Raw genomic sequence first — 25,818 nt, 5'->3', positions numbered from 1 at the left:
GACCAGTGAAGGGCATGCCTTACATGACGTTCTCCCTCGGCATCGTCGGCGCCGGCCAGTTCTCCGGCCAGTTCGCCACGCTGTTCCAGGCCCACCCCGGTGTCAGCGACGTGTATGTCACCGATCTGCTGCCCGAGCGGGCCGAGCAGCTCGCCGAAGCGCAGGGGCTGGCCGGCACCTTCCCGTCGTACGAGGCCATGCTGGAGTCGAAGGCCGTCGACGCGGTCGCGATCTTCACCCAGCGCTGGACCCACGGCCCGCTGGTGGTCCAGGGCCTGAACGCCGGCAAGCACGTCTACTCCGCCGTCCCGATGGCGATCACCACCGAGGAGATCGCGGCGGTCATCGAGGCGGTCCGGGCGACCGGGCTGACGTACATGATGGGTGAGACCAGCCAGTACAACCCGGCGACCGTGCACGCCCGCAACCAGATCGCCGAGGGCGCCTTCGGGCGGCTCTTCTACGCCGAGGGCGACTACGTCCACGACATGGATCTGGGGTTCTACGAGGCGTACCAGTACAGCGGCGGCGAGAGCTGGAAGGCGACCGCCTCCTATCCCCCGCTGCTCTACCCGACGCACTCGGTGGGTGGGGTGCTCGGCGCCTGGCAGACGCACGCCGTCAGCGTCTCGGCGATCGGGGTCGTGGACGACCGGGGGGACGGCGTCTTCGACAGGGGTGTCAGCCAGTTCGACAACGACGTGTCCAACGCGACCGCGCTGTTCGAGGTCGCGGGCGGCGGCTCGTTCCGCACCAACGAGTTCCGGCGGGTCGGCTACCCCTCGCACATACGGGAGTCGCGGTTCCGGTTCTTCGGCACCGAGGCCAGCATGGAGCAGCTCGCGACCGTGGCCATGTGGCAGGACAAGAAGGGTGTGAAGGACATCAGCGAGCTGCTGGAGCCCAAGCCCACCCTGTCTCCTGACGATCCGTCACTCCAGCACATCGCGCCGGAGCTGCGGGCCGCCTTCACCTCGGGTTCGGCGCCGGTGCACGACCGCGCCCGGCTGCCGAGGGAGTTCGACAACCTGCACAACGGCCACGAAGGCAGCCACCACTTCCTGGTCGACGACTTCGTGACCGCGGTCAACTCCCGCACCCTGCCGTCGGTGAACGCGTGGGTGGCGGCCCGCTACACCCTGCCGGGCATCATCGCGCACGAGTCGGCGCGGCAGGGCGGGGTCAGGCTGCAGATCCCGGACTTCGGGGACGCCCCCGGGGCGTGACGTCTCCCCGGCATCGACTCGCGAGCCGGGTGCCTGTCCTGACTCAGGTGCCCGGCTTGCGGCCGTACACGAAGACGTCGTCGCCGTTCTTCAGCAGCGACCAGTACTTCTTGGCGTTGGTCTTGGTCATGTTGACGCAGCCGTGCGAGCCCGGCGGGTTCCACATGCTGACGCCGACCGAGTGGAAGGCCTGGCCGCCGTCGAAGAACTGGGCGTAGGGCATGGGCACGTTGTAGATGGTCGACACGTGGTCGATGTTGCGCCAGTAGATCTTCTTCAGGCCGGTGCGGGTCTCGTAGCCGTTACGGCCGGTGCGGACCGGGACCGGGCCGTACACGAGCCTGCTGCCGTCCTGGATCCAGCTCAGCTGGAGCGTGAGGTTCACACAGGCGATGCGGCCCTTGTTGGTGGGGCACTTGCCGTCCTTGTTGGGGTTGTTGCCGACGGCCTTCTGCTTGTTCATGAGGTCCATCACGCCCCAGGTGACGGGACCCGCGTAGCCGGCGTTCGGGGTGATGCCGTGCTTGGTCTGGAAGGCCTGGATGGCCTTGCAGTCGCCCGCGGACTGCTTGCCGTCGACCGCTCGGCCGAGGAACTTCTCCACCTGCTTCTGATACGGCCCGGTCTGCGTCGTACAGCTCGGCGCCGCCTGCGCCGGACTGGCGGCGAGCGTGAGCGCGAGCGGTGCGACGAGTCCTCCGGTGATGCCGAGTGCGACGGCGCGCCGTCTGCGTATGTCCCCCATGGCCTGGCCTTTCCCTGGTGCTGTCTGGGTCTCTGCTGGCTAGACCCGTGCACCCCGGGATCGGTTGTCCGAGCTGTTCGGTCTGTGACCGAATGGTGAACTTGTGACTACGCGGCCGACCCGGTCCCCGTCGACCTGCGCAAATGGCTCACTGGTCCACGCTCGCCGACGGGTGTCCCGCCCCCTGGGGACCGTCTCGCCCGGGCGGATAGCATCAGGGTCCGCCATGGTTCCCAGCAGAGGCGGCGTTCATGGATCCGGCCGCGGTGTCACCGCCCCCAGCCGGCGTCAGCCTGCGCCAATTGCTGATGACCCTGGGTGACTCCCTGGTGGAGGTGCAGGCCGCTCCCGCCGGGCTCGACGTCGAGATCCTGGGGGTTGCCCTGCTCGACCCCGAGGACCCTCCGACCGCCCGGCCGGGCGAGCTGGTCCTCGTCATCGGGGCCCGTGGCCGGGCCGCCCTTCCCGCGCTGCGGGCCGCCGCTCGTGACGGCGCCGCCGCCGTCGTGGTCAAGCTGGACGGTCCCGGTCAGGCCGGGACCCTCAGCGAGACGGCCGCCGAGGCCGGGGTGGCCCTGCTCTCACTGCGCGGTGAGGCGCGCTGGGAGCAGGTGAACGCGCTGGCCTGCGCCGCCCTGGACGACGCCCCTCCGGGACACCCCGGTGAAGGGGCGGGCGAGGGCGACCTGTTCTCCCTCGCCCAGACCACGGCCATCCTCACCAACGGCATCGTCAGCGTCGAGGACGTCGCCAACCGGGTGCTGGCCTACTCCCGCTCCACCGACTCCGACGAGATCGACGACCTGCGGCGGCGCTCCATCCTCGGCTGGCAGGGACCGGAGGCGTACCTGGCGAAGCTGCGCGCGTGGGGCGTCTTCCAGCACCTGCACTCCAGCGACCAGGTCATCGGCATCGACAGCCACCCGGAGCTGGGAATCCGCCGCCGGCTCGCGGTGGCCATCAGGTCCGGGGACCGGCAGCTGGGCACCATCTGGGTGCAGGAGGGCTCGACGCCCCTGTCCGACCACTCGGAGCAGGTACTTCTGGGCGCCGCCCGGGTCGCCGCACACCACCTGGTACGGCGCCGCCGGGAACTGTCCGAGGACCTGACGCTCACCCGGACCCTGCTGGCCGGACTGCTGGAGGGAAGCACCGGGCCGCAGCCGCTCGCCACGCACCTGGGATTCGACGCCACCCTGCCGGCCGCCGTCCTGGGCTTCTCGTACGGGACCGCGGAGGTCGTCGCCGCGCCGGAGACCAGCCATGTCGGCGCGGCACCGGAGCTGACCCACACCGAGGTCACCAACCTGATCTCGGTGCACATCGCCGCACGCCACCGCAGCGCGTTGGTCACCCAGCTCGACCCCCGTATCTATGTGCTCCTGCCCCAGCTGCCGCGCAGTATCGACACGGACACGCTGCGCGGCTGGGGCCAGGAGATCACCGACGCCGCGCGCCGCCACCTGGGCCTGCCGCTGCGCGGCTCGATCGGCTGCCTGGTGCCCGCACTCGGCGACGTCCCCGAGTCACGCAGGGAGGCCGACCGCATCCTCGACGCCATGATGAGCGCCGGCCTTCCCACCGCGGTCGCCGCGCTGCCCGACATCCAGGCGGAGGTGCTCATCAGCGAGATGCTGACGCTGTTCGCCGCCCACCCCGAGATACGGGATCCACGGCTGACCGCCCTGGTGGCGCACGACAACCGGCACCAGGGCCGGCTGGCCGAGTCCCTGCTGGCCTACCTCAACGCCCTCGGTGACGTCCGGGAGGCCGCCGCCCAGCTGCATGTGCACCCCAACACGCTGCGCTACCGCATTCGCCGGGCCGAGGAGCTGACCGGTCTCGATCTGAGCCGTCCCGACCAGCGTCTGCTGGCCATGCTCCAGCTGCGGCTGCCGCCGAACGCCTGAGGCCTGCCGCCCGACGCCGACTCCGCATTGTCCGGTCCCACAGGCATTGCGGGCGAGTTTGTTCGTCTTTCACAAACACGTCGCCCCATGGCCCCTCATACGCTTGCGCAAATCCATTTCAGCAAGTGACACGGCTCACCCCATGCCGTGAACGCTGCCCCGGGCGCCCGCTCCCCGCACAGCTCTCCCAACCACTCAACGGATGTCGACATGACTACACGTCCCCCCGGTTCTCTCGCCCCAGACACCGCTCCACCCGCAGGTGGTCAGCCTCCGGAGCAGGCAGGTCTACGGGCCGGCCTCAAGAACCGCCATCTGTCGATGATCGCCATCGGCGGGGTGATCGGCGCCGGTCTCTTCGTGGGTTCCGCATCCGGTATCGCCGCCGCAGGACCCGGCATCCTGGTGTCGTACGTGCTGGTCGGCGCGCTGGTCGTCTTCGTCATGCGGATGCTCGGCGAGATGGCCGCGGCCAACCCGTCCTCCGGCTCCTTCTCCGCCTACGCCGACCGGGCGCTCGGTCGCTGGGCCGGGTTCTCGATCGGCTGGCTGTACTGGTTCTTCTGGGTCGTCGTGCTCGCCGTGGAGGCCACCGCGGGTGCCGTGATCCTGGAAGGGTGGGTACCAGCCGTACCGCAGTGGGCCTGGGCGCTGATCGTGATGGTGGTGCTCACCGCCACGAACCTGGCCTCGGTCGGCTCCTTCGGCGAGTTCGAGTTCTGGTTCGCGGGCATCAAGGTCGTCGCCATCTCGGGCTTCATCGTCCTCGGCGGCCTGGCGATCTTCGGTGTGCTGCCCGGCTCCGACCACGCCGCGACCGGCTTCGGCAATCTGACCGAGCACGGCGGTTTCCTGCCCAACGGGCCCGGCACGATCCTCACCGGCATCCTGCTGGTCGTCTTCTCCTTCATGGGCAGCGAGATCGTCACCCTCGCCGCCGGTGAGGCCCCGGACGCACGGCGTGCCGTAGCCAAGGCCACCCGCAGCGTGATCTGGCGGGTGGGCGTGTTCTACGTCGGCTCGATCCTGGTCGTGGTCTCGCTGCTGCCGTGGAACGACCCCTCGATCGAGAAGCACGGCTCGTACGTGGCGGCCCTGGACTCGATCGGTATCCCGCACGCCGGGCAGATCATGAACGTCGTCGTGCTGACGGCCGTGCTGTCCTGTCTCAACTCCGGCCTGTACACCGCCTCCCGCATGGCCTTCTCCCTCGGCCAGCGCGGCGACGCCCCTCAGGCCTTCGTCCGCACGAACTCCCGCGGCGTGCCGCAGGCGGCGATCCTGGCCTCGGTGGCCTTCGGCTTCGTCGCGGTCGTCTTCAACTACCTGTGGAAGGACACCGTCTTCCAGTTCCTGCTGAACTCCTCGGGTGCGGTCGCCCTCTTCGTGTGGCTGGTCATCTGCTTCTCGCAGCTGAGGATGCGAGGGATCATCCTGCGCGAGAGCCCGGAGAAGCTCGTCGTCCGGATGTGGCTGTTCCCGTATCTGACATGGGCGACGATCGCGATGATCTCGTTCGTGCTCGTCTACATGCTCACCGACGACAGCGAGGGCGGTGGCCGCAGTCAGGTGCTGCTCTCGGTGCTCGTCGCCGCACTGGTCATCGGGATCTCGCTGGTACGGGACCGGATCCGCGCCAACGGCACGAACAGCAACAAGGACGCGGTCGCGCCGCGGTAGCCACCGGAAGCGGCCGTACGCGTCACAGGCTCCCCGCCCTGTCCGGCGGGGAGCCGACCTGTGCGTCTGCTCAGGTGGCTCGCCGCCGCTGTGTCCCCTGTATCCCCTCGCGGAACCCCGCGTTCACCGCTGTAAGTCCGCCGTCGACGGTGAGCGTCGTACCGGTGATCCAGGCCGCGTCGCGGGACGCCAGGAAGGCGACCGCGGCGGCGATGTCCTCGGGCTCGCCGACCCGGCCGAGGGGATACAGCCCCCGGACCGCGTCGAGGTCCGCCTCCCGCCCCTCCCACGCCGAGGTGCGCACCGTGCCCGGCACCACCAGGTTCACCCGGACCCCGCGGGCGGCGGCGTGCCCGGCGAGGGTGCGGGTGAGGGAGCCGAGGCCGGCCTTGGCGGCGCTGTAGGCGTGGTTGCCGAAGTCCTGGAGGCCGTTGACCGAGCCGATGCTCACGACGGCGCCGCGGCCGGTGGCCGCCAGGTGCGGCAGTGCGGCGCGGCAGCAGCGGTAGGTACCGGTCAGGGTGATGTCGAGGTCGCGGGCCCACTCCTCGTCCGGGCCGTCCTCGAAGAGCGGGGTGTCGGGTGTGCAGGAGGCCGCGCTGTTGACCAGCACGTCGAGCGAGCCGAACGCGTCGACGGCGTGGGCGACGGCCGCCTCGACGGACGCGCGGTCGGCGACGTCGCAGGCCAGCGCCTGCGCCGCGAGCCCCAGGTCCCGCAGCTCGGCCGCGGTCTCCTCGGCCTCGGGTCCGTCCCTGTCGGTCACCAGGACGCGCGCGCCTTCCTCGGCGAAACGGCGTGCGGTGGCGGCCCCGATGCCGCGGGCCGCGCCGGTGATCAGAACTCCGTACCCCGCGAAGCGCGTCGTGACCGTCATGGACCGAACCGTAGTGGCGGTGCCCTCGTGCGGTCTCACCCGGTGCGGTCCAGGGCGGCCGGGGTGTCGGCCTGTTGCAGTTCGGTGAGGAGCTGGTTCTGGCCGGTGAGGAGCTCGGTGAGGATACGGCGGGCGGCACGCAGGAGTTCGGCGACGTCTCCGCCGGCGAGCGCGTAGCGGACGGTGGAGCCCTCCCGTATCGACACGATGATGCCGGAGCGTCTCAGGACGGCCAGCTGCTGCGACAGGCTGGACGGCTCGATCTCGATGTCGGCCAGCAGGTCCCGTACGGGCACCGGGCCGTGCTGGAGGAGTTCCAGCACCCGGATGCGCACGGGGTGGCCGAGCATGCGGAAGAACTCCGCCTTGACCTGGTAGAGGGGGGCCTGCATGGATGCTCGCTCCTGGTCGGAAGGGGTGGGACTGCGACCGCCTGCGGTGCGGCGGCGTCCGGGGACACCGCCGCAACCGACAGGCCGCCTACGGAAAGCCGATCCTCCACGCCCCGGGCCCGGCAGGAACCCACATTGGAACCATGCTGATGTGGTGACTTGAAGAAGTCTTCACATGTAGGGCAGGCGTGGTCACAGGTGTCCTCGGGCGGGCTAGATCTCGATCGCCTCCTCCACGGTCTTGAGTTGGTGACGGGCCATCGCCAGGTTCGAGCGGGCCTTGTCGAGGACGAGGTAGAGGAACAGCCCGTTACCCGTACGACCCTTCACCAGGCGGATCAGGTGGTACTGGCGGTCCAGCGTGATCAGGATGTCCTCGATCCGGCCCTTGAGGCCCAACTGCTCCATGGTGCGGACCTTGGCCCGGATGACATCCGTGTTGCCGGCCGCGGCGACGGTCAGGTCCAGGTCCTTGCTCCCCCCGAGCGTGCCCAGCGCCATTCCGCTGGTGTAGTCGACGACAGCGGCTCCCAGAGCTCCCTCGATCCCCGCCATCATCTCCTTCATCGACACTTCCACACTCGCCACAGCGCCTCCCATTGCATGCCGTTGACTGCGCGGGCCGGTGCTGGCGACCCGCCTCGGTGCCGGGACCGTACGCACGCCGTCGGCACGCCGGGAGGAACTCTCTGGGACTGACCCGTGCCGACCGAACAAGGGCACGACCGGACCGTTTCGACCGTCCCCAAGTGCCGTGACTGGACAAGAAGTTGACACCGGACCCGCAGTCCGTGGTCGGTCCGGCGGGAACGCAGGTGTCGAGATGATCACCGGGCGGGTACCGTGCGTCCATGTCCGCGTTCCTTCAGCAACTCCCCGCGCTCCTCGGCGTCGTGATCGGCGCGATCGGTTCGTATCTGGTGGTCGTGCGGGGCGACCGGATGCGGTTCCGGCGGGAGCAGACGGCGCGTTGGGAGGAGCGGCGGCTGGCGGTGTACGCCGACTACGCGCGGTCGGTGAAGAAGACGGTCACGGTGACATACCGGGTCGCCGCCGGGCTGGGCAACGACCCGCACCCGGATCCCCTGTCCCTGGAGGAGGCCACACCGCTGCTGGCGGACGCGACCACCGGCCGGGATCCCTCGGGTGAGGCGTTGATCATGCTGGGCAGCCCCGAGGTGGTGGACAGGGCACGGGCCTGGGTGGTGGTGGCGATGGAGATGGAGCGGTTCGTACGCGACGGCCGACGGGATCCGGAAGCCTGGCAGTCGCTGCTGGAGCGGCAGCGCGCCGGGCGTGAGGGCTACTACGCGGCGGTGCGGGACGACCTGGGCCTCCCGCCGGGCCACTCCGCGCGGTGGTCGGTCCACGCGAACGACCAGGTGTCTTCTCAGCGGTAGCCCGTGGTGTCGGCCGGCTTCCCCGCGTCCTGGACCTCGACGAGGTACCGCCAGGCGTCGGGGCGGCTGCCGTCGAGGTCGGTGAAGCCGTAGACCTGCGCGAGCTGTCCGCCGGAGAGGGACTCGCCGTTCCAGCGGGCCACCTCGGGGTCGGCGGCGAGGGCGGCGACGGCGCGGCCGACATAGCGCGGGGTCTCGGAGATGGCGAAGTGCGGGACGCGTTCGAGGGCGTCGCGCCAGTTGTCCTCGCGCACGCCGAAGGCCTCCAGCATCATCTCCGAGCGCAGCCAGCCCGGGGTGAGCGCGACGGCGGTGGCGCCGCGTGGTCCGAGTTCATGGCCGAGGGAGAAGGCCATGCGCAGCACGGACGCCTTGGCGAGGTCGTAGAAGAAGGAGTTGCGGTAGTGGGCGCCGTTGTACTGCGCGGTGCCGTCGGTCATCTCGACCACCAGTCCGCCGGGGTGGCGCAGGAGCAGCGGCAGGGCGTGGTGGCTGGTGATGGCGTGGGTCTCGACCGCGAGGCGGAGCAGCCGGAGTCCCTTGTCGAGGTCGTGCTCCCAGACGGGGCTGTCCCAGGCGAAGAGCTTCTCGCCGCCCCAGATGTCGTTGACGAGGACGTCGAGGCGGCTCTGTTCGTCCGCGATGCGGTCGACGAGTGCGCGGACCTGCGCCGGGTCGAGGTGGTCGGTGGGTACGGCGATGCCGTCGCCGCCTGCCTCGGTGACCAGGTCGGCGGTGTCCTCGATCGTCTCGGGGCGGTCGTATTCCGAGCGGCGAGTGCGGGTGCTGCGTCCCGTGACGTAGACGGAGGCGCCGGCCGCGCCGAGTTCCACGGCGATACCGCGTCCGGCTCCCCGTGTCGCCCCGGCCACCAGTGCGACCCTGCCCTTGAGCGGCTGTGACATGTCCGGCCTCCCGACCCTCTGCGAGCGATGTCGTCTTCGAGGGTGCCGGGTAAGCCGGACATCTTCTGTCGTCTTTTACCGGCCGTGTTCCGGGGTCACCCGGCCGGGCGCAGCCGCGCGTCGAGTGCGTCGTAGGTCGGCAGGAACCAGATGTCGCGGCCGTTGTTGGTCTCGTGGACGAAGTCGCGCAGGGCGGTGCTCTCGGCGATGTGGTGGGAGATGTCGCCGACGAGGACGAGGCGCAGCCGGTAGTTCGCGAACTTCTGCATGACCGCGCCCGCGACGCCCGACCGCAGCCGGAAGAACTCGTCCCCGACCCGCTCCACCGGCACGGCGATCAGCGCGGCGTCCTGCCCGAAGGCGTCGCCGATGAGATCGAGCGCCGCGCTCTCGCCGTCCAGGGGCGGGCCGTCGGGAGCGCAGCGCAGGACGCGTACGTCATGCAGGGTCACGAGCGTGTTGGTGGTCATGGGGCGTGATCGTACGGTCGCGTCCCGCCCCTGACCACGGGTTTTCCGGTCGCGGCGGGGCCGGGCTCAGTGGCCGCGGTCGATCCACTCCTGCAGGTGCGGAGCCTCGGCGCCGATGGTGGTCGGGTCACCGTGGCCGGTGAGGACCTTGGTCTCGGGCGGGAGGCCGAGCAGGCGGGCGCGGATCGAGTCGATGATCGTCGGGAAGTGGGAGTACGACCGGCCCGTGGCGCCCGGACCGCCCTGGAACAGGGTGTCGCCGGTGAAGACGGCGCCCAGGCCGGAGTCGTACAGGCACACCGCGCCCGGTGCGTGGCCCGGGGTGTGCAGGACGGTCAGGTCGGCGCCCGCGGCCTCGATGATCTGCCCGTCCACGAGGTGGGCGTCTGGGTCGCGGCCGGGGTGGGTCTGCTTCCACAGCGGCAGGTCGTCGGGGTGGAGCCAGATCGTGGCGCCGGTCCGGTCGGCCAGGGCGGGCGCGGCGTCGATGTGGTCGTTGTGGGCGTGGGTGCACACGATCGCGGTGAGGCGCCGGTCGCCGACGGCCTCGGCGATGGCGTCGGCGTCATGGGCGGCGTCGATGACGATCACCTCGTGGTCGTCGCCGACGAGCCACACGTTGTTGTCGACGTCCCAGGTGCCGCCGTCCAGCGTGAACTGGCCGGAAGTGACGAGGCGTTCGATGCGGGCAGCCATCACAGCATCACCACCGAGCGCAGCACGTCACCGTGGTGCATCCGCTCGAACGCCTTCTCCACCTCGTCCAGCGCGATGGTCTCGGTGACGAAGGAGGCCAGGTCCAGACGCCCCTGCAGGTGCAGGTCGATGAGCATCGGGAAGTCGCGGCTCGGCAGGCAGTCGCCGTACCAGGAGGACTTCAGCGCGCCGCCGCGGCCGAAGACGTCCAGCAGCGGCAGTTCCAGCTTCATCTCCGGGGTCGGCACGCCGACCAGGACGACCGTGCCGGCGAGGTCGCGGGCGTAGAAGGCCTGTTTGTACGTCTCCGGGCGGCCGACGGCCTCGATGACGACGTCGGCGCCGAAGCCGCCGGTCAGCTCGCGGATCGCCTCGACCGCGTCGTTCTCCCGGGAGTTGACCGTGTGCGTGGCGCCCATGGTGCGGGCCGTGGTGAGTTTGCGGTCGTCGATGTCCACCGCGATGATCCTCGCCGCTCCGGCCAGGCGTGACCCGGCGATCGCGGCGTCCCCGACGCCACCGCAGCCGATCACCGCGACGGTGTCGCCGCGGCCGACGTTGCCGGTGTTGATCGCCGCACCGATTCCGGCCATCACGCCGCAGCCCAGCAGGCCGGCGACCTGCGGCGCCACCGACGCGTCGACCTTGGTGCACTGCCCGGCCGCGACCAGCGTCTTCTCCGCGAAGGCGCCGATGCCGAGCGCCGGGGACAGTTCCTGTCCGGTCGATGCGAGGGTCATCCTCTGCCGGGCGTTGTGGGTGTCGAAGCAGTACCAGGGGCGGCCGCGCAGACAGGCCCGGCACTGGCCGCACACCGCGCGCCAGTTGAGGATGACGAAGTCGCCGGGCGCCACATCGGTGACGCCCTCCCCCACCGATTCCACGACACCCGCGGCCTCGTGCCCCAGCAGGAACGGGAAGTCGTCGCTGATGCCGCCCTGCTTGTAGTGCAGGTCGGTGTGGCACACACCGCACGCCTGCACCTTCACCACGGCCTCGCCCGGCCCCGGGTCGGGCACCACGATCGTCTCCACCCGCACCGACTCGTCCTTGCCCGGTGCGATCACGCCGCGAACTTCCTGCGCCATGGTGCTCCACCCTTCCCTCGGCGGCTCTCGTTCCACTCCCGACCCTAGATGTGACTGATCAGTAAAGGGCTGGATCCGAGCTCTTCACGTCACCTTTCCGGCCATCGATCCGCGCCTTTCGATCACCATCCCGGAATACCCCCCGGGGTACTGCTGCTATCTTTGGCATATACCCCCGGGGGTAATGCATCCGGGGGGTGCACGAGAGGACCAGGAGAGGAGCACTGCCGTGTACTTCGTCGACACCATCGACGTGCCGGGGCTCGGCAACCGCAGCTATCTGGCGGGGGACGCGCACAGCGCCGTGGTGGTCGATCCGCCCAGGGACATCGACCGGGTGATCGCGGCCGCCGCGCGGCGGGGCGTGCGCATCACACACGTCGCCGAGACGCACGTCCACAACGACTACGTGACCGGCGGTCTGGAGCTGGCCCGGCTCACGGGCGCCGTCTACCTGGTGCCGGCCGCCGCGCAGGTCGGGTTCGACCGGGTGCCGGTCGCCGACGGGGACCGTACGGAGATCACGGACGGTCTGGTGCTGCGCGCCCTGGCCACTCCCGGGCACACCCCGCACCACACCTCGTACGTCCTGGAGGAGAGCGGGCGCTCGGTGGCCGTGTTCACCGGGGGTTCCCTGCTGATCGGCACGGTGGGGCGGCCCGATCTGGTCGAGCCCCGGCTGACGGGGCGGCTGGCGCGGGCGCAGTACGACTCCGCGCAGCGGCTGGCCGCCGAACTGCCCGACGAGACGGCGGTGCTGCCCACCCACGGCTTCGGCAGCTTCTGCTCCGCCACACAGGCCGCGGGCGGGGCGACGACGACGATCGGGCGTGAGCGTGCCGTCAACGACGCCCTGGTGAAGGACGTCGACGCGTTCGTCGCCGACCTGCTCGCGGGGCTCGACGACGTCCCGGCGTACTACGCGCACATGGGTCCGGCGAACGCGCGGGGTCCCGCGCCGGTGGACCTGACGCCGCCGCGCCCGGCCGACGCCGAGGAGATCGCGGCGCGGCTCGCCGCCGGGGAGTGGGTGGTGGATCTGCGCAACCGGGTGGCGTTCGCCGAGGGGCATGTCGCCGGTTCGTTCAACTTCGAGGCGGAGGGGCAGCTCGCCACCTATCTGGCCTGGCTGCTGCCGTGGGGCAAGCCGGTCACGCTGCTCGCCGAGACTCCGGCCCAACTGGCCGACGCCCAACGGGAACTGGTGCGGGTCGGCATCGACCGGCCGGCCGCAGCCGCGACCGGCTCCCCCGCCGACTGGACCCGCCGGGGTGAGCGGCCGCGCTCCTTCCCGCGCGGCACCTTCGCCGAACTGGCCGCACAGGACCATGCGGTGGTCCTGGACGTGCGCCGCGACTCCGAGCGCGACGCCGGTCACCTAAGGGGCTCGGTGCACATACCGCTGCACCAGCTGCGCGACCGGCTCGCCGAGATACCCGACGGCACCGTGTGGGTGCACTGCGCCGGCGGCATGCGGGCCGCCATCGCCGCCTCACTGCTGGACGCTGCGGGACGCGACGTCGTCGCCGTCGACGACGGGTTCGCGGCGGCACAGGCCGCCGGGCTCCCCATGGCGCGCGTCACCGCGGCCGAGGCACACCGGCTGGCGGAGGCGGATTCCGTGCTCGTGGATGTGCGCGAGCCCGACGAGTGGGCCGCGGGGCACGCTCCGGGCGCCGTGCTGGCGCCGCTGTCCGCACTGACGTCGGGTGAGCTGCTGCCGCCGGTAGCGCAGGGCCGGTCGGTCGTCGCGATCTGCCGCTCCGGCAAGCGCTCCCGGGCGGCCGCCGCCCTGCTCACGGCGCGCGGCGCGGACGTCGTGGACGTCATCGGGGGGATGCGGGCCTGGGCCGAGGCGGGCCTTCCCGTGGTGGCGGAGTCGGGGGCGCACGGTGGTGTGTGAGGCCCACGGGAAGGCACGGGAGTCACTGGTCGCGCCCACCCCGGCCCTTCACCCCGGTCGCACCCGAGCCCTGCGCGCGGGCCGCCTCTCCGGGGCCCACGCCCCGGGCCACCTCGCCAGGTGCCACGCCCCGGGCCACCCCCGGTGAGCGCCCTGGTCCTCGGTCTGCTCGCCGGTGCCGTCACCGGGCTCGCGCTCGGGGCGCTGGGGGGTGGCGGCAGTGTGCTGGCCGTGCCCGCGTTGATGTATCTGCTCGGCTTCACGCCCGCCGCGGCCGCCACCGCGAGCCTGGTCGTCGTCGCCGTCACCTCACTGACCGCGCTCGTCGCGCACGCCCGCGAGGGCACGGTGCGCTGGCGGGCCGGGGCACTGTTCGCCGCGGCCGGCCTGGTGCCCGCCGCCGTCGGCGGGGCGGTGTCCGGACGGCTGCCTCCGGGAGTGCTGACCGGCGCGTTCGCGGTGATCGCCGCGGTCGCCGCGGTGCGTATGCTCCGGCCGTCCGCGGCCGTACGGCACGAGGAGGTGCCGGTGCGTTCCGGCCGGGTCGTCCGGGCCGGAGCGGGGCTGGGTGCGGTGACCGGGGTGCTCGGGGTGGGCGGCGGCTTTCTCGCCGTACCGGCGCTGGTGAACGTGGTGGGGCTGCGGATGCGGGCCGCCGTGGGCACGAGTCTGCTGGTCATCACCGTCAACTCGCTGGTGGCGCTGGCGGCCCGGGCGAGCTCGGCGGCGCCGGTCGACTGGACGGCCGTCGCGCCGTTCGCCGCGGCCGCGGTGCTCGGCGCCTGGGACGGCAAGCGCCTCGCCCAGAAGGTCTCCGGCGGCACGCTGCAGCGGATCTTCGCCTGCGCCCTGCTGGCGGTGGCGCTGTTCATGCTGGCCGACGCCGTCGTATGACGCCCGGGACGGTGCCGCCCGCGCCGACTACGCCAGCGACAGGAACAGCTTCTCCAGCCGTGCCTTCATCTGCTCCTTCGTCTCACCGTCCCGCTGCCCCCGCTCGGCGTCGGTGAGGCACTGCTGCAGCCCGGTCGCGATGATCGCGAACCCGGCCCGGTCCAGGGCCCGGGAGGCGGCGGCGAGCTGAGTGACGACGTCCTCGCAGTCACGGCCCTCCTCGATCATCTTGATCACTCCGGAGATCTGCCCCTGCGCCCGGCGCAGACGGTTCAGCACCGACTTGAGGTCATCGCCCTCGAACTGCAGCTCCACGATCACTCCTCTCCATACCCGTAGGGGTATTTTACCCCCTCCCCCGAAAGGATCTCACTCCCCATGAACCCACGGCTCAACTCCCCCGCCATCGACGCCGACGAGGCCCGCACCCGGCTGCCCGGGCTGACCGTCATCGACGTGCGCACGCCGGGCGAGTACGCCGCCGGGCATCTGCCCGAGGCCCTGAACATCCCCCTGCACCAGCTCGACAGGGCACTGCCCGCACTCCGGCAGCTGTCCGGCGAACTCCTGGTGGTCTGCACCTCCGGCGCCCGCTCGGCGAACGCGTGCCACACCCTCGCCGAGCACGACATCCGGGCCATGACCCTGACGGGCGGCACCCAGGACTGGGCGGGGCGCGGGCACCCGCTGGACCGGCCGGCGTCGGGCGGGCGCCCGGTGTGGGCGATGGAGCGCCAGGTGCGCCTCACCGCGGGCACGGTCGTCCTGGCCGGTCTGGCCCTCGGGCTGCTGCACCCGGCCTGGCAGTTGCTCTCCGCGGGGATCGCGAGCGGCCTGGTGTTTTCGGCGCTCACCAACACCTGCGGCATGGCCGCGCTGCTGTCGAAGCTGCCGCACAACCGCCCGCGCCCCGCCGACCTGGACGCGACCCTTGCCGCGCTGGCTCAGCGCGGGGCGGGGCGCCCCTCGGTCACCTGAGGAAGTCCCGGACGGCCCGGGCGAGCGCGGCCTCGTCCGGGCCGTCCGTGCCGTCCGCGCCGCCGAGGGCCAGCAGCCGGTGCGGCACGTGGACCAGCGTCTCGGCGACATGCCGGGCCGACAGTCCGGGCTGGCCGGGCTCGACGAGCACCACGTCGGCATGGTCGGCGGCCAGCACGGCCGTACGCAGGCCGACCTGGTCGAACGGCCGGACGGTGGCCGCGTAGAGCACGGTCAGGTCGAGCCCCGCCGTGGCCCGCAGCACGGGGTCGAGGGTGGCGCCGACCGCGGCGACCACGCCGTCCAGCCCTTCGCGGACCAGCTCGAAGCCCTCGGTCACACCGCGCGGTTCGGCGTTGGAGCCGCCGCAGACATGTACATACGCCCGCTCGCCGCGCCGTACGGCGTGCTCGATGGCGCGGCGGACCTCGACGGGGTGGCCGGGGACATGCACGGCCCAGCGGGGGTCGGTGGCGAAGCGGGTCAGCTCCTCGACGGCGCCGTAGCCGACGAGGACGGTGGCGGGCTTCGCGGGCGCGTGGGCGCGGGGTTCGGGAAGGGCTTCGGCGGCGGCCAGCAGCATGTCGGAGTTCATGGGGAATCCTCCCGGGGACGGGTTCATCGCACACGTCAAGAATTCGTTGAGAAAACGGTCCGGCACGAAGGCCTGACTGCCCCTCACATCCCCATTGAGTGCCCGTGGTTAAGCGCTTCACCGCCACACGCTTTAATCTTTAACAAGCCCTCAGGGTTATGGCTGTCTCTTTGCCCGATCCGGGCACATCGCTGGGTGAGTACGTGGGGCTCGGGTGCGTAGCGTGAAAAGCGCGCTTTCCGGCACACCCAGCGGAAGGGGAGTCCCGCCATGGCCGAAAGTGAAACGCATCCCGCCGCCCGCCCGTTGGTCCATCTGATCGCCGGTCCGACCGGGGTCGGCAAGAGCGCGGCGGCCACCGAGCTGGCCCGGGCGACCGGTGCCCCGATGGTCGTCGCGGACCGTCTGCAGTGCTTCACCGACCTGGCCACCACCAGCGCCCGCGCCGGGGCCGACGTACCCGGCGTGCACCGGCACTGGCTCGGCGACCGGACGTTCGCCGACGGCGACCTGCCCGCGGCCGAGGCGACGGACGCGCTGGTCGCGCTGGTGGAACGGCTGGCCTCCACGCACCCGCTGGTGATCGTCGAGGGTGGCTCGATCTCGCTGCTGCGGGAGCTGTGCGAGCGCCGGTCCGAGCTGTCCTGGCGGCTGACGGTCCGTCTGCTCCCGCTGCCCGCGCGCGACGAGTACGTCGCCGCCCTGACCCGCCGGGCCCAAGAGATGCTCACCCCGGGCGCCTGCGGTCCCGGCCTCCTCCATGAACTGGCCACGCTCTGGCGCGATCCGCGCCGACGGTTCCTGGCGGCCTCGGTCAACGGATTCGAGGCCGTTCTCGAATGCTGCGCGAAGTATTCCCTCGACGTCGGGAGCATCGACGAGCAACCCATCCCCGAGCATGTACTCGAACGGATCACAGCGCTGATCGCCGAACGGCACGCGGAGCACGGCTTTCTCCAGCATCGGGTGTTCGGCGAAATCTTCGAGGGTGCGGTCCCGGAATCGGTTCCGGGCTTCGGTGTGCTGGAGCGTGTGGCATGAACGGAACTCCGGTCGTGCAGGAAGCGGCCGTCGATTTCGGCCACATCGTCGATTCGCGTCCGCTCGGCGTCCGCACGGCCCCGTCCGCCGCGGCCGTCCAGGAAATCCTCCGCTTCACCGGTCCGCACGGGCTGCCGGTGTCCGCCCGCGGCGGCGGACAGGCGCTGTACGGGCAGGGGCAGGCGCACGGCGGTTACGTCGTCGACATGACCGCGCTGAACGAGGTGCGCTGTGTGCCGCGCGAGCGGACGCTGATCGCCGGGGCCGGTGCGACGTGGCGCGATGTCGTACGGGCCGCCCTCGCCGAGGGGCTCACGCCCCCGGTGCTGCCCGACCATCTCGGCGGCAGCGTCGGCGGGGTGCTGAGCACCGGCGGCTTCGGCGGCTCCAGCCACCGGCACGGGCTGGTCGCCGACCGGGTGCGGGAGGTGGAGGTCGTCACGGGCACCGGGGAGCATCTGACCTGCGCGCCCGACCGGCGTCCGGACCTGTTCCGCGCCGTCCTGGCGGGCCTCGGCCAGTGCGCGCTGATCGTCGGCGCCACCCTCGCCCTGGTGCCCGCCCCGGCCCGGGTGCGCCGCTACCGCCTCTACCACGACTCCCCCGCCACCTACCTCACCGACCAGCGGCGGCTGGCCCGCGACGCCCGCTTCAGCCATGTCACGGGGCAGGCGCGACCGGCACTCGGCGGCGGCTGGCAGTACATGATCGAGGCGGTCGCGCCGCACACCGACCCGCCGCGCTGCGGCCAACCGCCCGCTGACGACGAGCTGTTGGTCGGCGACCTCGACCACGACCGCGACACCGAGGAGATCGCGGACCTGTCGTACGCCGAGTATCTGCACCGCCTCGACCGCGACGAGCGTCTGCTGCGCGCCACGGGCGAGTGGCACCGCCCGCACCCCTGGCTCACGCTGCTGCTCCCCGAGCAGGCCGTGGCCTCCTTCGTCCCGGCCCTGCTCGCCGAGGACGCCCAGCGCGGTCTGCGCACCTGCGGAACGGTCCAGCTCCGCCCGCTGTCCGGCCGCGCCCTGCACGCCCCGCTGCTGCGCAGGCCCGCGGGCGAACTCCTCTGCCTGCTCTCCCTGATGCGCACGGCACCGCCCGACCGGCCGGGCGTCGTACGGCGGTTGGTGGCGGCCAACCGCGCACTGTACGAGCGGGCCACGGCCGTCGGCGGCGTCCTCCACCCGGTCTCGGCGCTGCCCATGACGCCCGACGACTGGCGCGCCCACTTCGGCCCCGACTGGCCGGAACTCGTCCGCGCCAAGGACCGCTACGACCCGCACCACATCCTGACCAGGGGGTACGGGCTGTGGGCCTGACCTCCGGAACCGGACCGGCCGAGGCGGACGCGACCGCAGGCATCTCCGTGAGCGCGGTGACGGTCTTCTGCGGCGCCTCTCCCGGCCGTCTCCCCGGTCATCTGCACACCGCCGCCGAGCTCGGGAGCGCCCTGGCCGGGGCGGGCGTGCGGCTGGTCTACGGCGGTGCCCGCACCGGTCTCATGGGCGCGGTCGCCGACGGTGCCCTGGCGGCCGGGGGCGCGGTGACCGGGGTCGTACCGCGCGCCCTGCTGCCGTACGAGATCACGCATACGGGGCTCACCGAGCTCCAGGTCGTCGCGGACATGCATGAGCGCAAGGCACGGATGGCCGAGCTGGGCGACGCCTTCGTGACGTTGCCGGGCGGTCTGGGCACGGCCGAGGAGCTGTTCGAGGCCCTGTCGTGGGCGCAGCTGGGCCTGCACCGCAAGGCGTGTCTGCTGCTCGACCTGTTCGGCTACTACCGTCCGCTGCTGGCCTTTCTGACGCACGCGCGTGACGAGGGTTTCCTGCGGGCCGGTGATCTGGAGCGGGTGCGGGTGTGCGAGTCGACGCATGAGGTCATGGCCCGGCTGTCCGGGGTGGAAACCGAGGAGCCCCGCGGGGCGGTGCCGACGTAGCCTGAGGCTCCGCCCGACTCCCGAGGAGCGCCGTGAGCACAGCCCAGACGCCGACCGCCCAGCCCTCGTGGCGGTTGCTGCTCGGATATGTACGGCCGCATCGATGGGCGCTGCTGGTGGGCGCCGTACTGTCGCTCGTCACCGGCGCCACCGGGCTGCTCCTCCCCTTGGTCGCGCGCGGACTGATCGACGACCTGTCCCATGACCGGGCCATCACCGGTGCGCTGCTGCTCATGTCCGGGCTGGTCGTGGCCAACGCGGCGGTGGGCGCGCTGGGCTCGTACGTGCTGCGGCGCACCGCCGAGTCGGTGGTGCTCGGCGCGCGGCGGGCCCTGTCGTCGTATCTGCTGCGGCTGCGCATCACCGCCGTGGACCGCAGCGAACCGGGCGATCTGATGGCCCGTATCACCTCGGACACCACCCTGCTGCGCGAGGTCACCACCGACTCGCTGGTGGGCCTCGGCACGGGCGGGCTCACGCTGGTCGCGACGGTCGTGATGATGGGTCTGGTGGAGCCGGTGCTGCTGCTGGTCACGCTCGCCGTGATCCTGGCCGCCGGAACGGTCCTCGGCGTGATCGTGCCGCGCATCAACCGGGCCAGCCGTCAGGCGCAGGACGCGGTCGGGGTGATGGGGGCCTCGCTGGAGCGGATACTGGGCGCGCTGCGCACCGTGAAGGCGTCCGGGGCCGAGCACCGGGAGGAGCGGACCCTGCACGACGCCGCCGAGGAGTCGTGGCGGCAGAGCGTGCGGGCCGCCAAGTGGTCGGCCGCCGCGGGCAACACGGCCGGGCTCGCCATGCAGATCGCCTTCATCACGGTGCTCGCGGTGGGCGGGGCGCGGGTGGCGACCGGGGCGATCGACGTCGGCACGCTGGTCGCCTTCCTGCTGTACGTCTTCTATCTGATGTCGCCGATCCAGCAGGTCGTGGGAGCGATCACGCAGTACCAGACGGGTTCGGCGGCGCTCGCCCGGATCCAGGAGGCGCTGCGGCTGCCCGCCGAACCGGCCGCCGCGCCCGCGCCGTTGCCCACTGCCGGGGCGGAGCCCGCCGCGCTGGCCTTCGCCGACGTCCGCTTCCGCTACGCCGACGACCTGCCGTACGTCCACCACGGCGTGACGTTCGCCGTGCCCGCGCAGGGCATGACCGCGTTCGTGGGCCCGTCGGGTGCGGGCAAGACCACCGTCTTCTCCTTGATCGAGCGCTTCTACGACCCCGAGGCCGGGACCATCACCCTCGACGGGCGGGACCTGGCGGACTGGGATCTCCCCCAACTGCGGTCCGCCATCGGCTATGTGGAGCAGGACGCGCCGGTCCTGTCGGGTTCGCTGCGGGACAACCTGCTGCTGGGCAACCCCGACGCGGACGACGACGCCGTCACCCGCGTGCTCAAGACGACCCGCCTCGACGGCCTGGTCGCCCGGCTGCCCGGTGGTGTGGACACGCTCGTCGGGCACCGCGGCACCAAGCTGTCCGGCGGGGAGCGGCAGCGCGTCGCGATCGCCCGAGCCCTGCTGCGCCGCCCCCGGCTGCTGCTGCTCGACGAGGCCACCTCGCAGCTGGACGCGGTGAACGAGGCGGCGCTGCGGGACACCGTCGCCGATGTCGCCCGTACGACCACGGTGCTGGTCGTCGCGCACCGGCTGTCGACGGTGACGATGGCGGACCGGATCGTGGTGATGGACGCGGGACAGGTGCGCGCGGTGGGAACCCATCGCGAACTCGTGGCCGAGGACCCGCTCTACGCGGAGCTGGCGGCGACGCAGTTCCTGGCGACGGCCGAGTGAGCCGAGCCGTCACCGGCCCTCGCACCCGCTCGACCGCCTCGGCTGCCCCGGTGACCCCGGCCGTCCGGACCGTCTCGGTCGTCTCAGCCCTGGAGCCTGCGCAGCCGCTCCGCGTCGCAGGTGCGGGGGCAGGTGGCGCACGCCTCGTCCGGGCGGATCGTGTAGTACATGCAGCAGCCGGCGCGGGTGCGGGTCGGGTGCCGGCGGCCGTCGTCCGTGGTGAGGTGACGGAAGTCGGCGCCGCTCGGGTACGGGGCCACCGCGGTCGGCAGCAGTCGGGTCGCCGCCCGCACGGCCTCGTCCTCGCGGCCCAGCGTGCGGCCGAGGTACCAGATGCCGGAGACCAGGTCGTCGGAGACCATGCCCCACAGGGCCCGTGAGCCACGGCGCGCGACGGGGCCCATGGCCTCCAGCAGCGGACTCATGTGATCGGCGACGGCGGCCCTCAACTCGGCGCGCAGAGCCTCTTCATGAGGGACCGTCAATACACCGGGCAGGGCGGCCGCCGGATCGTCGGCCAGGCAGGCGAGGTCGCTGCCGGGCGTCACGGTGAACTCGGCCGTGGCGAGGTCCAGTCGCAGGTCCTCGGGCCGGATCCGGGGCACTCGGCGTTCGAGGTACCAGGCGCCGCTCATGAGCAGCGAGACCGACCAGGCGTAGTCGTGCAGCGCGCGCGAGGCGGCGACATGACGGCGCACGACGGTCCCGTAGCGATCGTGAATCCGGGCCGCCTCCGCCGCCACGAAGGCGTCGAGCACGGCCTCGTCCTTCACCAGTTCCGCTGCCGACACCCCATCCCGCGGGCCCCGGGCACCGGGCTCGGCGACCCGCACGGACAGGACGTCGCAGAGGTCGGTGAGCCGTGCATAGACATCACCGAGCGTATGCGCGACGGCGCCGGTCGACGGTGTCGTCGGGGCCACGGACATCGGTGCTCCTGTGCGAAGGTTTCAGCGAATGCAGGCTAGGTAAGGCTTACCTTACACTCACGATCAGGCTCAGAATGCCAGGCAGACACGCCGCGGGTGATCATCTATCGCACACATCACAGTGAACCCACAGCAGTTGAAACATAAAGGAAGCCTAACCTAAGCTCACGGCTTGTGACTGCGACCCAACGGGGCGCACCGACCGGTGTGTCCTTCCGTGCCTTCAGGCACATACCGCTCTTCCTCGCCGGACTCGCCGCCCTCGTGCTCTGCACCGCGCTGAGCCTCGCCCTCGGCGCCCGCCCGGTGCCGCTGGGCACGGTGGCCGACGCGCTGTTCGGCAACGCTCACGGACGCGAAGCCCTCGTGGTGACCGGGCTGCGCCTGCCGAGGACCGTCATCGGGCTCGCGGTCGGCGCCGCACTCGGGGTCGCCGGGGCCGTCGCCCAGGGCATCACCCGCAATCCGCTCGCCTCGCCGACGACGCTCGGCATCAACGCGGGCGCCGGTTTCGCGGTCGTCGTCGCCATCTTCGCGCTCAAGCTCAACAGCCCCGCCCAGTACGTGTGGTTCGCGTTCGCCGGTGCGGCCGGCGCCGCCCTGTTCGCGCAGGCGCTCGCCCGGCGCGCCGGGGACATCGACGCCGTACGGCTGGCGCTCGGCGGCACCGTCCTCCAACTCGTGCTGCTGTCCTGGACGTCGGCGGTGATGCTGATGAACCAGCGCACCCTGGACGAGGCCCGCTTCTGGCTGGCCGGGTCGCTCTCCGGCCGCACCCTCGACGTGCTGTGGCCGGTCCTGCCGACCCTGTTGCTCGGTCTGGTCGTCGCGCTGGCCGTCTCCCCCGCCCTCAACGCCCTTGCCCTGGGCGACGATTCGGCCCAGGCGCTCGGCGTTCCGGTGGCCCGGATCCGGCTGGCGGGCGGCATCGCGGTCGTCCTGCTCGCCGGGTCGGCGGTCGCGGTCGCCGGTCCGGTCGCCTTCGTCGGGCTCGCCGCCCCCCATCTCGTACGGCCGCTGCTCGGCGGCGACCACCGGCTGCTGGTGCCCGGCTGTCTGATCGCCGGTCCCCTGCTGCTGCTCGCGGCCGATGTACTCGGGCGGATGGTGATCCGTCCCTCGGAGCTGGAGGTCGGCATCGTCACCGCGTTCCTGGGCGCGCCGCTGCTGGCGCTGCTGGCCCGGAGGGTGGCCCGATGAGCGCCGCGGTCGTCTCCGTACAGGCCAAGTCCACGGCCCGGGCCCGGGTCCGGCGCCGCGTCCTGCTGTTCGCCGCGGCCGGTCTGGCCCTGCTGTTCATGCTGCTCACCGTGTCCCTGACGACGGGTGAGATCCCGATGCCCGCGACCACGGCGCTGCGTGCGCTGGTCGGGCTCGGCGATCCGGGCGACGTGCTGGTGATCCAGCAGTTCCGGGCGCCCCGGTCGGTGGCCGCGATCGTCGCCGGTGCCGGGCTGGGTGCGGCGGGCTGTGTGCTGCAGCGGCTGTTCCGCAATCCGCTCGCCTCGCCGGACGTCATGGGCATCGCGGGCGGTGCCTCCCTCGGGGCGGTCGCGCTGATCGCCGCCGGGGCCTCCCAGTCGCTGATCCCGCTCGGGGCCGTCGGCGGCGGGCTGCTCGCGGCCCTGCTGCTGGGTGTGTTCGCCTGGGGCTCCGGGCTCGCGGTGACCCGGCTTGTGCTCACCGGCCTCGCCGTACAGGCCGGACTCGCCGCCGCCGTGAACCTGATGATCGTGCGCTTCCCGGCCGAGCTCGCCGGATCCGCGCTGCAGTGGACCACCGGTTCGGTGTACGGGCGGACCTGGACCGAGGTGTGGGGAGCGGGCGGCGCCATGGTGCCGGCGCTCGCCGCCGCGCTGGTGATGAACCGTCAGCTGGCCGTGCTCGACCTCGGGGACGACTCGGCGGGCGCGCTCGGGCTGCGTACCTCCCGGGCCCGGCTCCAACTGCTCGTCCTCGCGGTCGTGTTGGCCTCGCTGGCGGCGGCGCTCGCCGGGCCGGTGACGTTCGTGGCGCTGGCCGTGCCGCATGTGGTGCGGTTCGTCACCGGGCCGCCGACCGCCGCGTCGCTGGCGTTGGCCGGGCTCACCGGGGCGGTGCTGCTGCTCGCCTCCGACCTGGTCGTGCAGCACCTGCTGCCGATCGAGGGGCTGCCGGTCGGAGCGGTTACGGCCACGCTGGGTGCGCCCTGGCTGCTGGTGCTGATGCTTCGGCAGAGCTCGCCCGTTCAAAGGAGCCGCGGATGACGGTGCGCTCCTCGGGGGGTGCCGCGATCGGTCGTCTGGCGGGTGCGGCGCCGTCGTGGCTTGTCGCGCAGTTCCCCGCGCCCCTTAACGGCATGACCGAACCGCAGATGACTTCGCCCCGTCAGCTTTGCGCCCCGCACAAAACCCGCCCCCGGCCCTCAAGAACCGCGCATGTCCCCGACCGCCCCCAGAAGCCGCACATGCCCCTCACCGGCCCCAGGAGCCGCCCATGACCGCCACCGCCAACCAGCTCTCCACCCAGGGGCTCGATCTGCGCTACGGCGACCGGACCGTGGTCGGTGGGCTTGATCTGACGCTGCCGGGCGGTGCCGTCACGGCCATCGTCGGGCCCAACGCCTGTGGGAAGTCGACCCTGTTGCGGGGGCTGAGCCGGCTTCTCGCCCCGGCCGCCGGGACCGTCACGCTCGACGGGGCCGACATCCACCGGATGTCCGCGCGGACGCTGGCCCGCCGTATGGGTCTGCTTCCGCAGCAGCCGGTCACTCCGGAGGCGATCACCGTCGAAGCGCTGGTACGCCTCGGCCGGTACCCGCACCAGCGGCTGCTGAGCCCCTGGTCCGCCGCCGACCAGAAGGCCGTGGACGAGGCCCTGGAGCGCACCGGCACGGCGGCCCTGCGCGACCAGGCCGTGGACCAGCTGTCGGGCGGTCAGCGGCAGCGCGCCTGGATCGCGCTGGCGTTGGCGCAGGACACCGAGCTGCTGCTGCTCGACGAGCCCACCACCTTCCTCGATCTGCGGCACCAGCTCGACGTCCTCGACCTGGTCGCCGCCCTGCACGCCGAGGCGGGCCGCACCGTGGTGATGGTGCTGCACGACCTCGGACAGGCCGCCCGCTACGCGGACCACATGGTGGTCCTCAAGGACGGCCGCCTCGCCGCCGCCGGCGCCCCGGCCGACGTCCTCGACGCGGAGCTGGTCAAGTCCGTGTTCGACGTCGACTGCCGGGTGATTCCCGACCCGGAGACCGGCACCCCGCTGGTCGTCCCCAAGAGCAGCGCGGTGCGGCACACCGCCGCGACCGCCTGATCCGTCCCCACTCACAGAAAGACCCCCCATGTTCAACCGATCTCCCCTGCGCGGAATCGGCCGGCTGATCGCCGTGCTGCTCGCCGTCGTGCTCGGTACTGCCGTCCTGGCCGCCTGTGGCGGCGAGGACTCCGCCAAGGACGGTGACACGGCCCAGGCCGCCAAGAACGGCTCCGCCTTCCCGCGCACCCTCAAGACCGTGATGGGCGACGTGAAGATCCAGTCCCAGCCGAAGCGGGTCGTCGTGCTCGACACCGGTGAGCTGGACGACGTCACCCTGCTCGGCATCGACCCGGTCGGCGCGGTCGCCCCGCACTTCAAGACCTCGGGCGGCTTCCCGACCTACCTGGACGGCGAGTTGAAGGACACCGTCGACGTCGGCCCGCTGCTGGAGCCCAACCTGGAGAAGATCGCCTCGCTCAAGCCCGATCTGATCCTGTCGTCCAAGGTCCGGCACGAGAAGGTCTACGACAAGCTCAGCGCGATCGCCCCGACCGTGTTCACCGAGACCACCGGCGGTGTCTGGAAGGAGAACCTCAAGGTCCACGCCGAGGCGCTGGGCCTGGAGAAGGAGGCCGCGGCCAAGCTGACGGAGTACGAGACGCAGGCCAAGGCGCTCGGTGAGGCCGTCAAGAAGAAGGACGGCGGCAAGATGCCGACGGCGTCCGTGGTCCGCTTCATCGCCGGTCCGACCCGCCTGTACCAGTCCAACTCCTACAGCGGTGTCGTGCTGGACGACATCGGCTTCCAGCGCCCGAAGTCGCAGGTCTCGACCGACCCCGAGGTCACGATGAAGGACGTCAGCCCCGAGGAGATCGACCAGGCCGACGCCGACCTGGTCTTCGTCACCGCGGCCGACGCCGAGGACAAGACCCAGAAGAAGCAGGTCGTCTCCAACCCGGTCTGGAAGAGCCTGCCGGCGGTGAAGGACGGCAAGGTCTTCGAGGTCCCGGACGAGACGTGGATGTCCGGTATCGGTGTCCAGGCCGCCGAGGAGATGCTCAAGGACGTGGCGAAGGCCACCGGCGTGGAGCTCCCGGCGAAGTAGCTGCCGCTCACCTCT

26 protein-coding genes and 1 pseudogene are annotated in these 25,818 nt (G+C 71.8%); 16 read left to right on the top strand and 11 right to left on the bottom strand.

Annotated elements, in window-relative coordinates:
• Positions 1-23: 23 nt before the first annotated feature.
• Positions 24-1,226: a Gfo/Idh/MocA family protein gene (locus tag ACFWYS_RS41575; RefSeq protein WP_384781301.1), complete on the top strand. Its 1,203-nt coding sequence runs from the start codon at positions 24-26 to the stop codon at positions 1,224-1,226.
• Between the two features lie 43 nt (positions 1,227-1,269).
• Here the strand turns inward: ACFWYS_RS41575 and ACFWYS_RS41570 are convergent, their stop codons facing one another.
• On the bottom strand, positions 1,270-1,971 hold the full coding sequence (locus ACFWYS_RS41570; RefSeq protein ID WP_384781300.1) for a L,D-transpeptidase family protein: 702 nt from the start codon (positions 1,969-1,971) through the stop codon (positions 1,270-1,272).
• Between the two features lie 308 nt (positions 1,972-2,279).
• Here ACFWYS_RS41570 and ACFWYS_RS41565 point away from each other — a divergent pair, with 308 nt between their 5' ends.
• Together ACFWYS_RS41565 and ACFWYS_RS41560 are read left to right on the top strand one after the other, a co-directional pair.
• A complete protein-coding gene (locus ACFWYS_RS41565; RefSeq protein WP_384781328.1) occupies positions 2,280-3,881 on the top strand; it encodes a PucR family transcriptional regulator in 1,602 nt (533 codons plus the stop codon).
• Between the two features lie 210 nt (positions 3,882-4,091).
• Positions 4,092-5,561: an amino acid permease gene (locus ACFWYS_RS41560; protein ID WP_384781298.1), complete on the top strand. Its 1,470-nt coding sequence runs from the start codon at positions 4,092-4,094 to the stop codon at positions 5,559-5,561.
• 70 nt (positions 5,562-5,631) lie between these two features.
• Here the strand turns inward: ACFWYS_RS41560 and ACFWYS_RS41555 are convergent, their stop codons facing one another.
• From ACFWYS_RS41555 to ACFWYS_RS41545, 3 genes are all read right to left on the bottom strand, one after another.
• A complete protein-coding gene (locus tag ACFWYS_RS41555; RefSeq protein ID WP_384781297.1) occupies positions 5,632-6,438 on the bottom strand; it encodes an SDR family NAD(P)-dependent oxidoreductase in 807 nt (268 codons plus the stop codon).
• A 35-nt stretch (positions 6,439-6,473) separates the two neighbouring features.
• The gene (locus ACFWYS_RS41550) at positions 6,474-6,830 is read right to left on the bottom strand and encodes an ArsR/SmtB family transcription factor (protein ID WP_384781294.1); all 357 of its coding nucleotides are present in this window, start codon (positions 6,828-6,830) and stop codon (positions 6,474-6,476) included.
• A gap of 213 nt (positions 6,831-7,043) precedes the next feature.
• Positions 7,044-7,418 carry a hypothetical protein gene (locus ACFWYS_RS41545; RefSeq protein WP_384781293.1) on the bottom strand — a complete coding sequence of 125 codons (375 nt, stop codon included), beginning with the start codon at positions 7,416-7,418 and terminating at the stop codon, positions 7,044-7,046.
• Positions 7,419-7,681: 263 nt separating this feature from the next.
• Between ACFWYS_RS41545 and ACFWYS_RS41540 the strand changes: the two genes are divergently transcribed.
• Complete coding sequence (locus ACFWYS_RS41540) at positions 7,682-8,230, top strand: hypothetical protein (RefSeq protein ID WP_384781291.1); 549 nt, start codon at positions 7,682-7,684, stop codon at positions 8,228-8,230.
• On the opposite strand, the gene ACFWYS_RS41535 is transcribed toward ACFWYS_RS41540, so the two are convergent.
• The 4 genes from ACFWYS_RS41535 to ACFWYS_RS41520 all read right to left on the bottom strand — a co-directional run bounded on the left by ACFWYS_RS41535 (position 8,221) and on the right by ACFWYS_RS41520 (position 11,389).
• Positions 8,221-9,135 (bottom strand): SDR family oxidoreductase, encoded by a 915-nt coding sequence (locus ACFWYS_RS41535; RefSeq protein WP_384781290.1) that lies wholly within the window; start codon positions 9,133-9,135, stop codon positions 8,221-8,223. The genes ACFWYS_RS41540 and ACFWYS_RS41535 overlap by 10 nt on opposite strands.
• 95 nt (positions 9,136-9,230) lie before the next feature.
• Positions 9,231-9,605, bottom strand: a complete 375-nt coding sequence (locus tag ACFWYS_RS41530) for a DUF4180 domain-containing protein (RefSeq protein ID WP_384781288.1) — start codon at positions 9,603-9,605, stop codon at positions 9,231-9,233.
• Between the two features lie 66 nt (positions 9,606-9,671).
• Positions 9,672-10,301, bottom strand: a complete 630-nt coding sequence (locus tag ACFWYS_RS41525; RefSeq protein WP_384781286.1) for an MBL fold metallo-hydrolase — start codon at positions 10,299-10,301, stop codon at positions 9,672-9,674.
• Positions 10,301-11,389 (bottom strand): S-(hydroxymethyl)mycothiol dehydrogenase, encoded by a 1,089-nt coding sequence (locus ACFWYS_RS41520; RefSeq protein ID WP_384781284.1) that lies wholly within the window; start codon positions 11,387-11,389, stop codon positions 10,301-10,303. Before ACFWYS_RS41520 ends, ACFWYS_RS41525 begins: the two co-directional genes overlap by 1 nt.
• Before the next feature lie 229 nt (positions 11,390-11,618).
• Between ACFWYS_RS41520 and ACFWYS_RS41515 the strand changes: the two are divergent.
• The 3 genes and pseudogenes from ACFWYS_RS41515 to ACFWYS_RS41505 all read left to right on the top strand — a co-directional run.
• Positions 11,619-12,962, top strand: a pseudogene (locus ACFWYS_RS41515) (rhodanese-like domain-containing protein); the annotation flags it as partial.
• Positions 12,960-13,292 (top strand): rhodanese-like domain-containing protein, encoded by a 333-nt coding sequence (locus ACFWYS_RS41510; RefSeq protein ID WP_384781326.1) that lies wholly within the window; start codon positions 12,960-12,962, stop codon positions 13,290-13,292. The pseudogene ACFWYS_RS41515 and the gene ACFWYS_RS41510, both read left to right, overlap by 3 nt.
• Positions 13,293-13,436: 144 nt before the next feature.
• Positions 13,437-14,186 (top strand): sulfite exporter TauE/SafE family protein, encoded by a 750-nt coding sequence (locus ACFWYS_RS41505; protein ID WP_384781282.1) that lies wholly within the window; start codon positions 13,437-13,439, stop codon positions 14,184-14,186.
• Between the two features lie 27 nt (positions 14,187-14,213).
• Here ACFWYS_RS41505 and ACFWYS_RS41500 read toward each other — a convergent pair whose 3' ends face one another.
• Positions 14,214-14,501, bottom strand: coding sequence for a metal-sensitive transcriptional regulator (locus ACFWYS_RS41500; protein WP_384781280.1), 288 nt, complete (start codon positions 14,499-14,501; stop codon positions 14,214-14,216).
• 63 nt (positions 14,502-14,564) lie between these two features.
• Here ACFWYS_RS41500 and ACFWYS_RS41495 point away from each other — a divergent pair, with 63 nt between their 5' ends.
• Positions 14,565-15,164, top strand: a complete 600-nt coding sequence (locus ACFWYS_RS41495; RefSeq protein ID WP_384781278.1) for a rhodanese-like domain-containing protein — start codon at positions 14,565-14,567, stop codon at positions 15,162-15,164.
• Here ACFWYS_RS41495 and ACFWYS_RS41490 read toward each other — a convergent pair.
• Complete coding sequence (locus ACFWYS_RS41490; protein WP_384781276.1) at positions 15,157-15,759, bottom strand: transketolase; 603 nt, start codon at positions 15,757-15,759, stop codon at positions 15,157-15,159. The genes ACFWYS_RS41495 and ACFWYS_RS41490 overlap by 8 nt on opposite strands.
• 270 nt (positions 15,760-16,029) lie before the next feature.
• Here ACFWYS_RS41490 and ACFWYS_RS41485 point away from each other — a divergent pair, with 270 nt between their 5' ends.
• Genes ACFWYS_RS41485 through ACFWYS_RS41470 form a run of 4 tightly spaced genes read left to right on the top strand, consistent with a single transcriptional unit; the run spans position 16,030 to position 20,532 of the window.
• Positions 16,030-16,800: an isopentenyl transferase family protein gene (locus ACFWYS_RS41485; protein ID WP_384781274.1), complete on the top strand. Its 771-nt coding sequence runs from the start codon at positions 16,030-16,032 to the stop codon at positions 16,798-16,800.
• The gene (locus tag ACFWYS_RS41480; protein ID WP_384781273.1) at positions 16,797-18,125 is read left to right on the top strand and encodes an FAD-binding protein; all 1,329 of its coding nucleotides are present in this window, start codon (positions 16,797-16,799) and stop codon (positions 18,123-18,125) included. The genes ACFWYS_RS41485 and ACFWYS_RS41480 overlap by 4 nt, the downstream gene beginning before the upstream one ends.
• Complete coding sequence (locus ACFWYS_RS41475) at positions 18,116-18,745, top strand: TIGR00730 family Rossman fold protein (protein ID WP_384781271.1); 630 nt, start codon at positions 18,116-18,118, stop codon at positions 18,743-18,745. Before ACFWYS_RS41480 ends, ACFWYS_RS41475 begins: the two co-directional genes overlap by 10 nt.
• A 32-nt stretch (positions 18,746-18,777) precedes the next feature.
• On the top strand, positions 18,778-20,532 hold the full coding sequence (locus ACFWYS_RS41470; protein ID WP_384781269.1) for an ABC transporter ATP-binding protein: 1,755 nt from the start codon (positions 18,778-18,780) through the stop codon (positions 20,530-20,532).
• 83 nt (positions 20,533-20,615) lie between these two features.
• Here ACFWYS_RS41470 and ACFWYS_RS41465 read toward each other — a convergent pair whose 3' ends face one another.
• Complete coding sequence (locus ACFWYS_RS41465) at positions 20,616-21,461, bottom strand: (2Fe-2S)-binding protein (RefSeq protein ID WP_384781267.1); 846 nt, start codon at positions 21,459-21,461, stop codon at positions 20,616-20,618.
• Between the two features lie 207 nt (positions 21,462-21,668).
• Between ACFWYS_RS41465 and ACFWYS_RS41460 the strand changes: the two genes are divergently transcribed.
• From ACFWYS_RS41460 to ACFWYS_RS41445, 4 genes are all read left to right on the top strand, one after another.
• Positions 21,669-22,661, top strand: coding sequence for a FecCD family ABC transporter permease (locus tag ACFWYS_RS41460; protein ID WP_384781324.1), 993 nt, complete (start codon positions 21,669-21,671; stop codon positions 22,659-22,661).
• Positions 22,658-23,707: a FecCD family ABC transporter permease gene (locus ACFWYS_RS41455; protein ID WP_384781265.1), complete on the top strand. Its 1,050-nt coding sequence runs from the start codon at positions 22,658-22,660 to the stop codon at positions 23,705-23,707. The genes ACFWYS_RS41460 and ACFWYS_RS41455 overlap by 4 nt, the downstream gene beginning before the upstream one ends.
• A gap of 229 nt (positions 23,708-23,936) precedes the next feature.
• A complete protein-coding gene (locus tag ACFWYS_RS41450; protein WP_384781263.1) occupies positions 23,937-24,755 on the top strand; it encodes an ABC transporter ATP-binding protein in 819 nt (272 codons plus the stop codon).
• 28 nt (positions 24,756-24,783) lie between these two features.
• Positions 24,784-25,803: an ABC transporter substrate-binding protein gene (locus ACFWYS_RS41445; protein ID WP_384781261.1), complete on the top strand. Its 1,020-nt coding sequence runs from the start codon at positions 24,784-24,786 to the stop codon at positions 25,801-25,803.
• Positions 25,804-25,818: the final 15 nt, after the last annotated feature.

The sequence above is a fragment of the Streptomyces sp. NPDC059010 genome (assembly GCF_042740355.1).
Lineage (GTDB): Bacteria > Actinomycetota > Actinomycetes > Streptomycetales > Streptomycetaceae > Streptomyces.
Note: the sequence above shows the minus strand (reverse complement) of the source record. Positions and strands in the feature narration are given on the sequence as shown.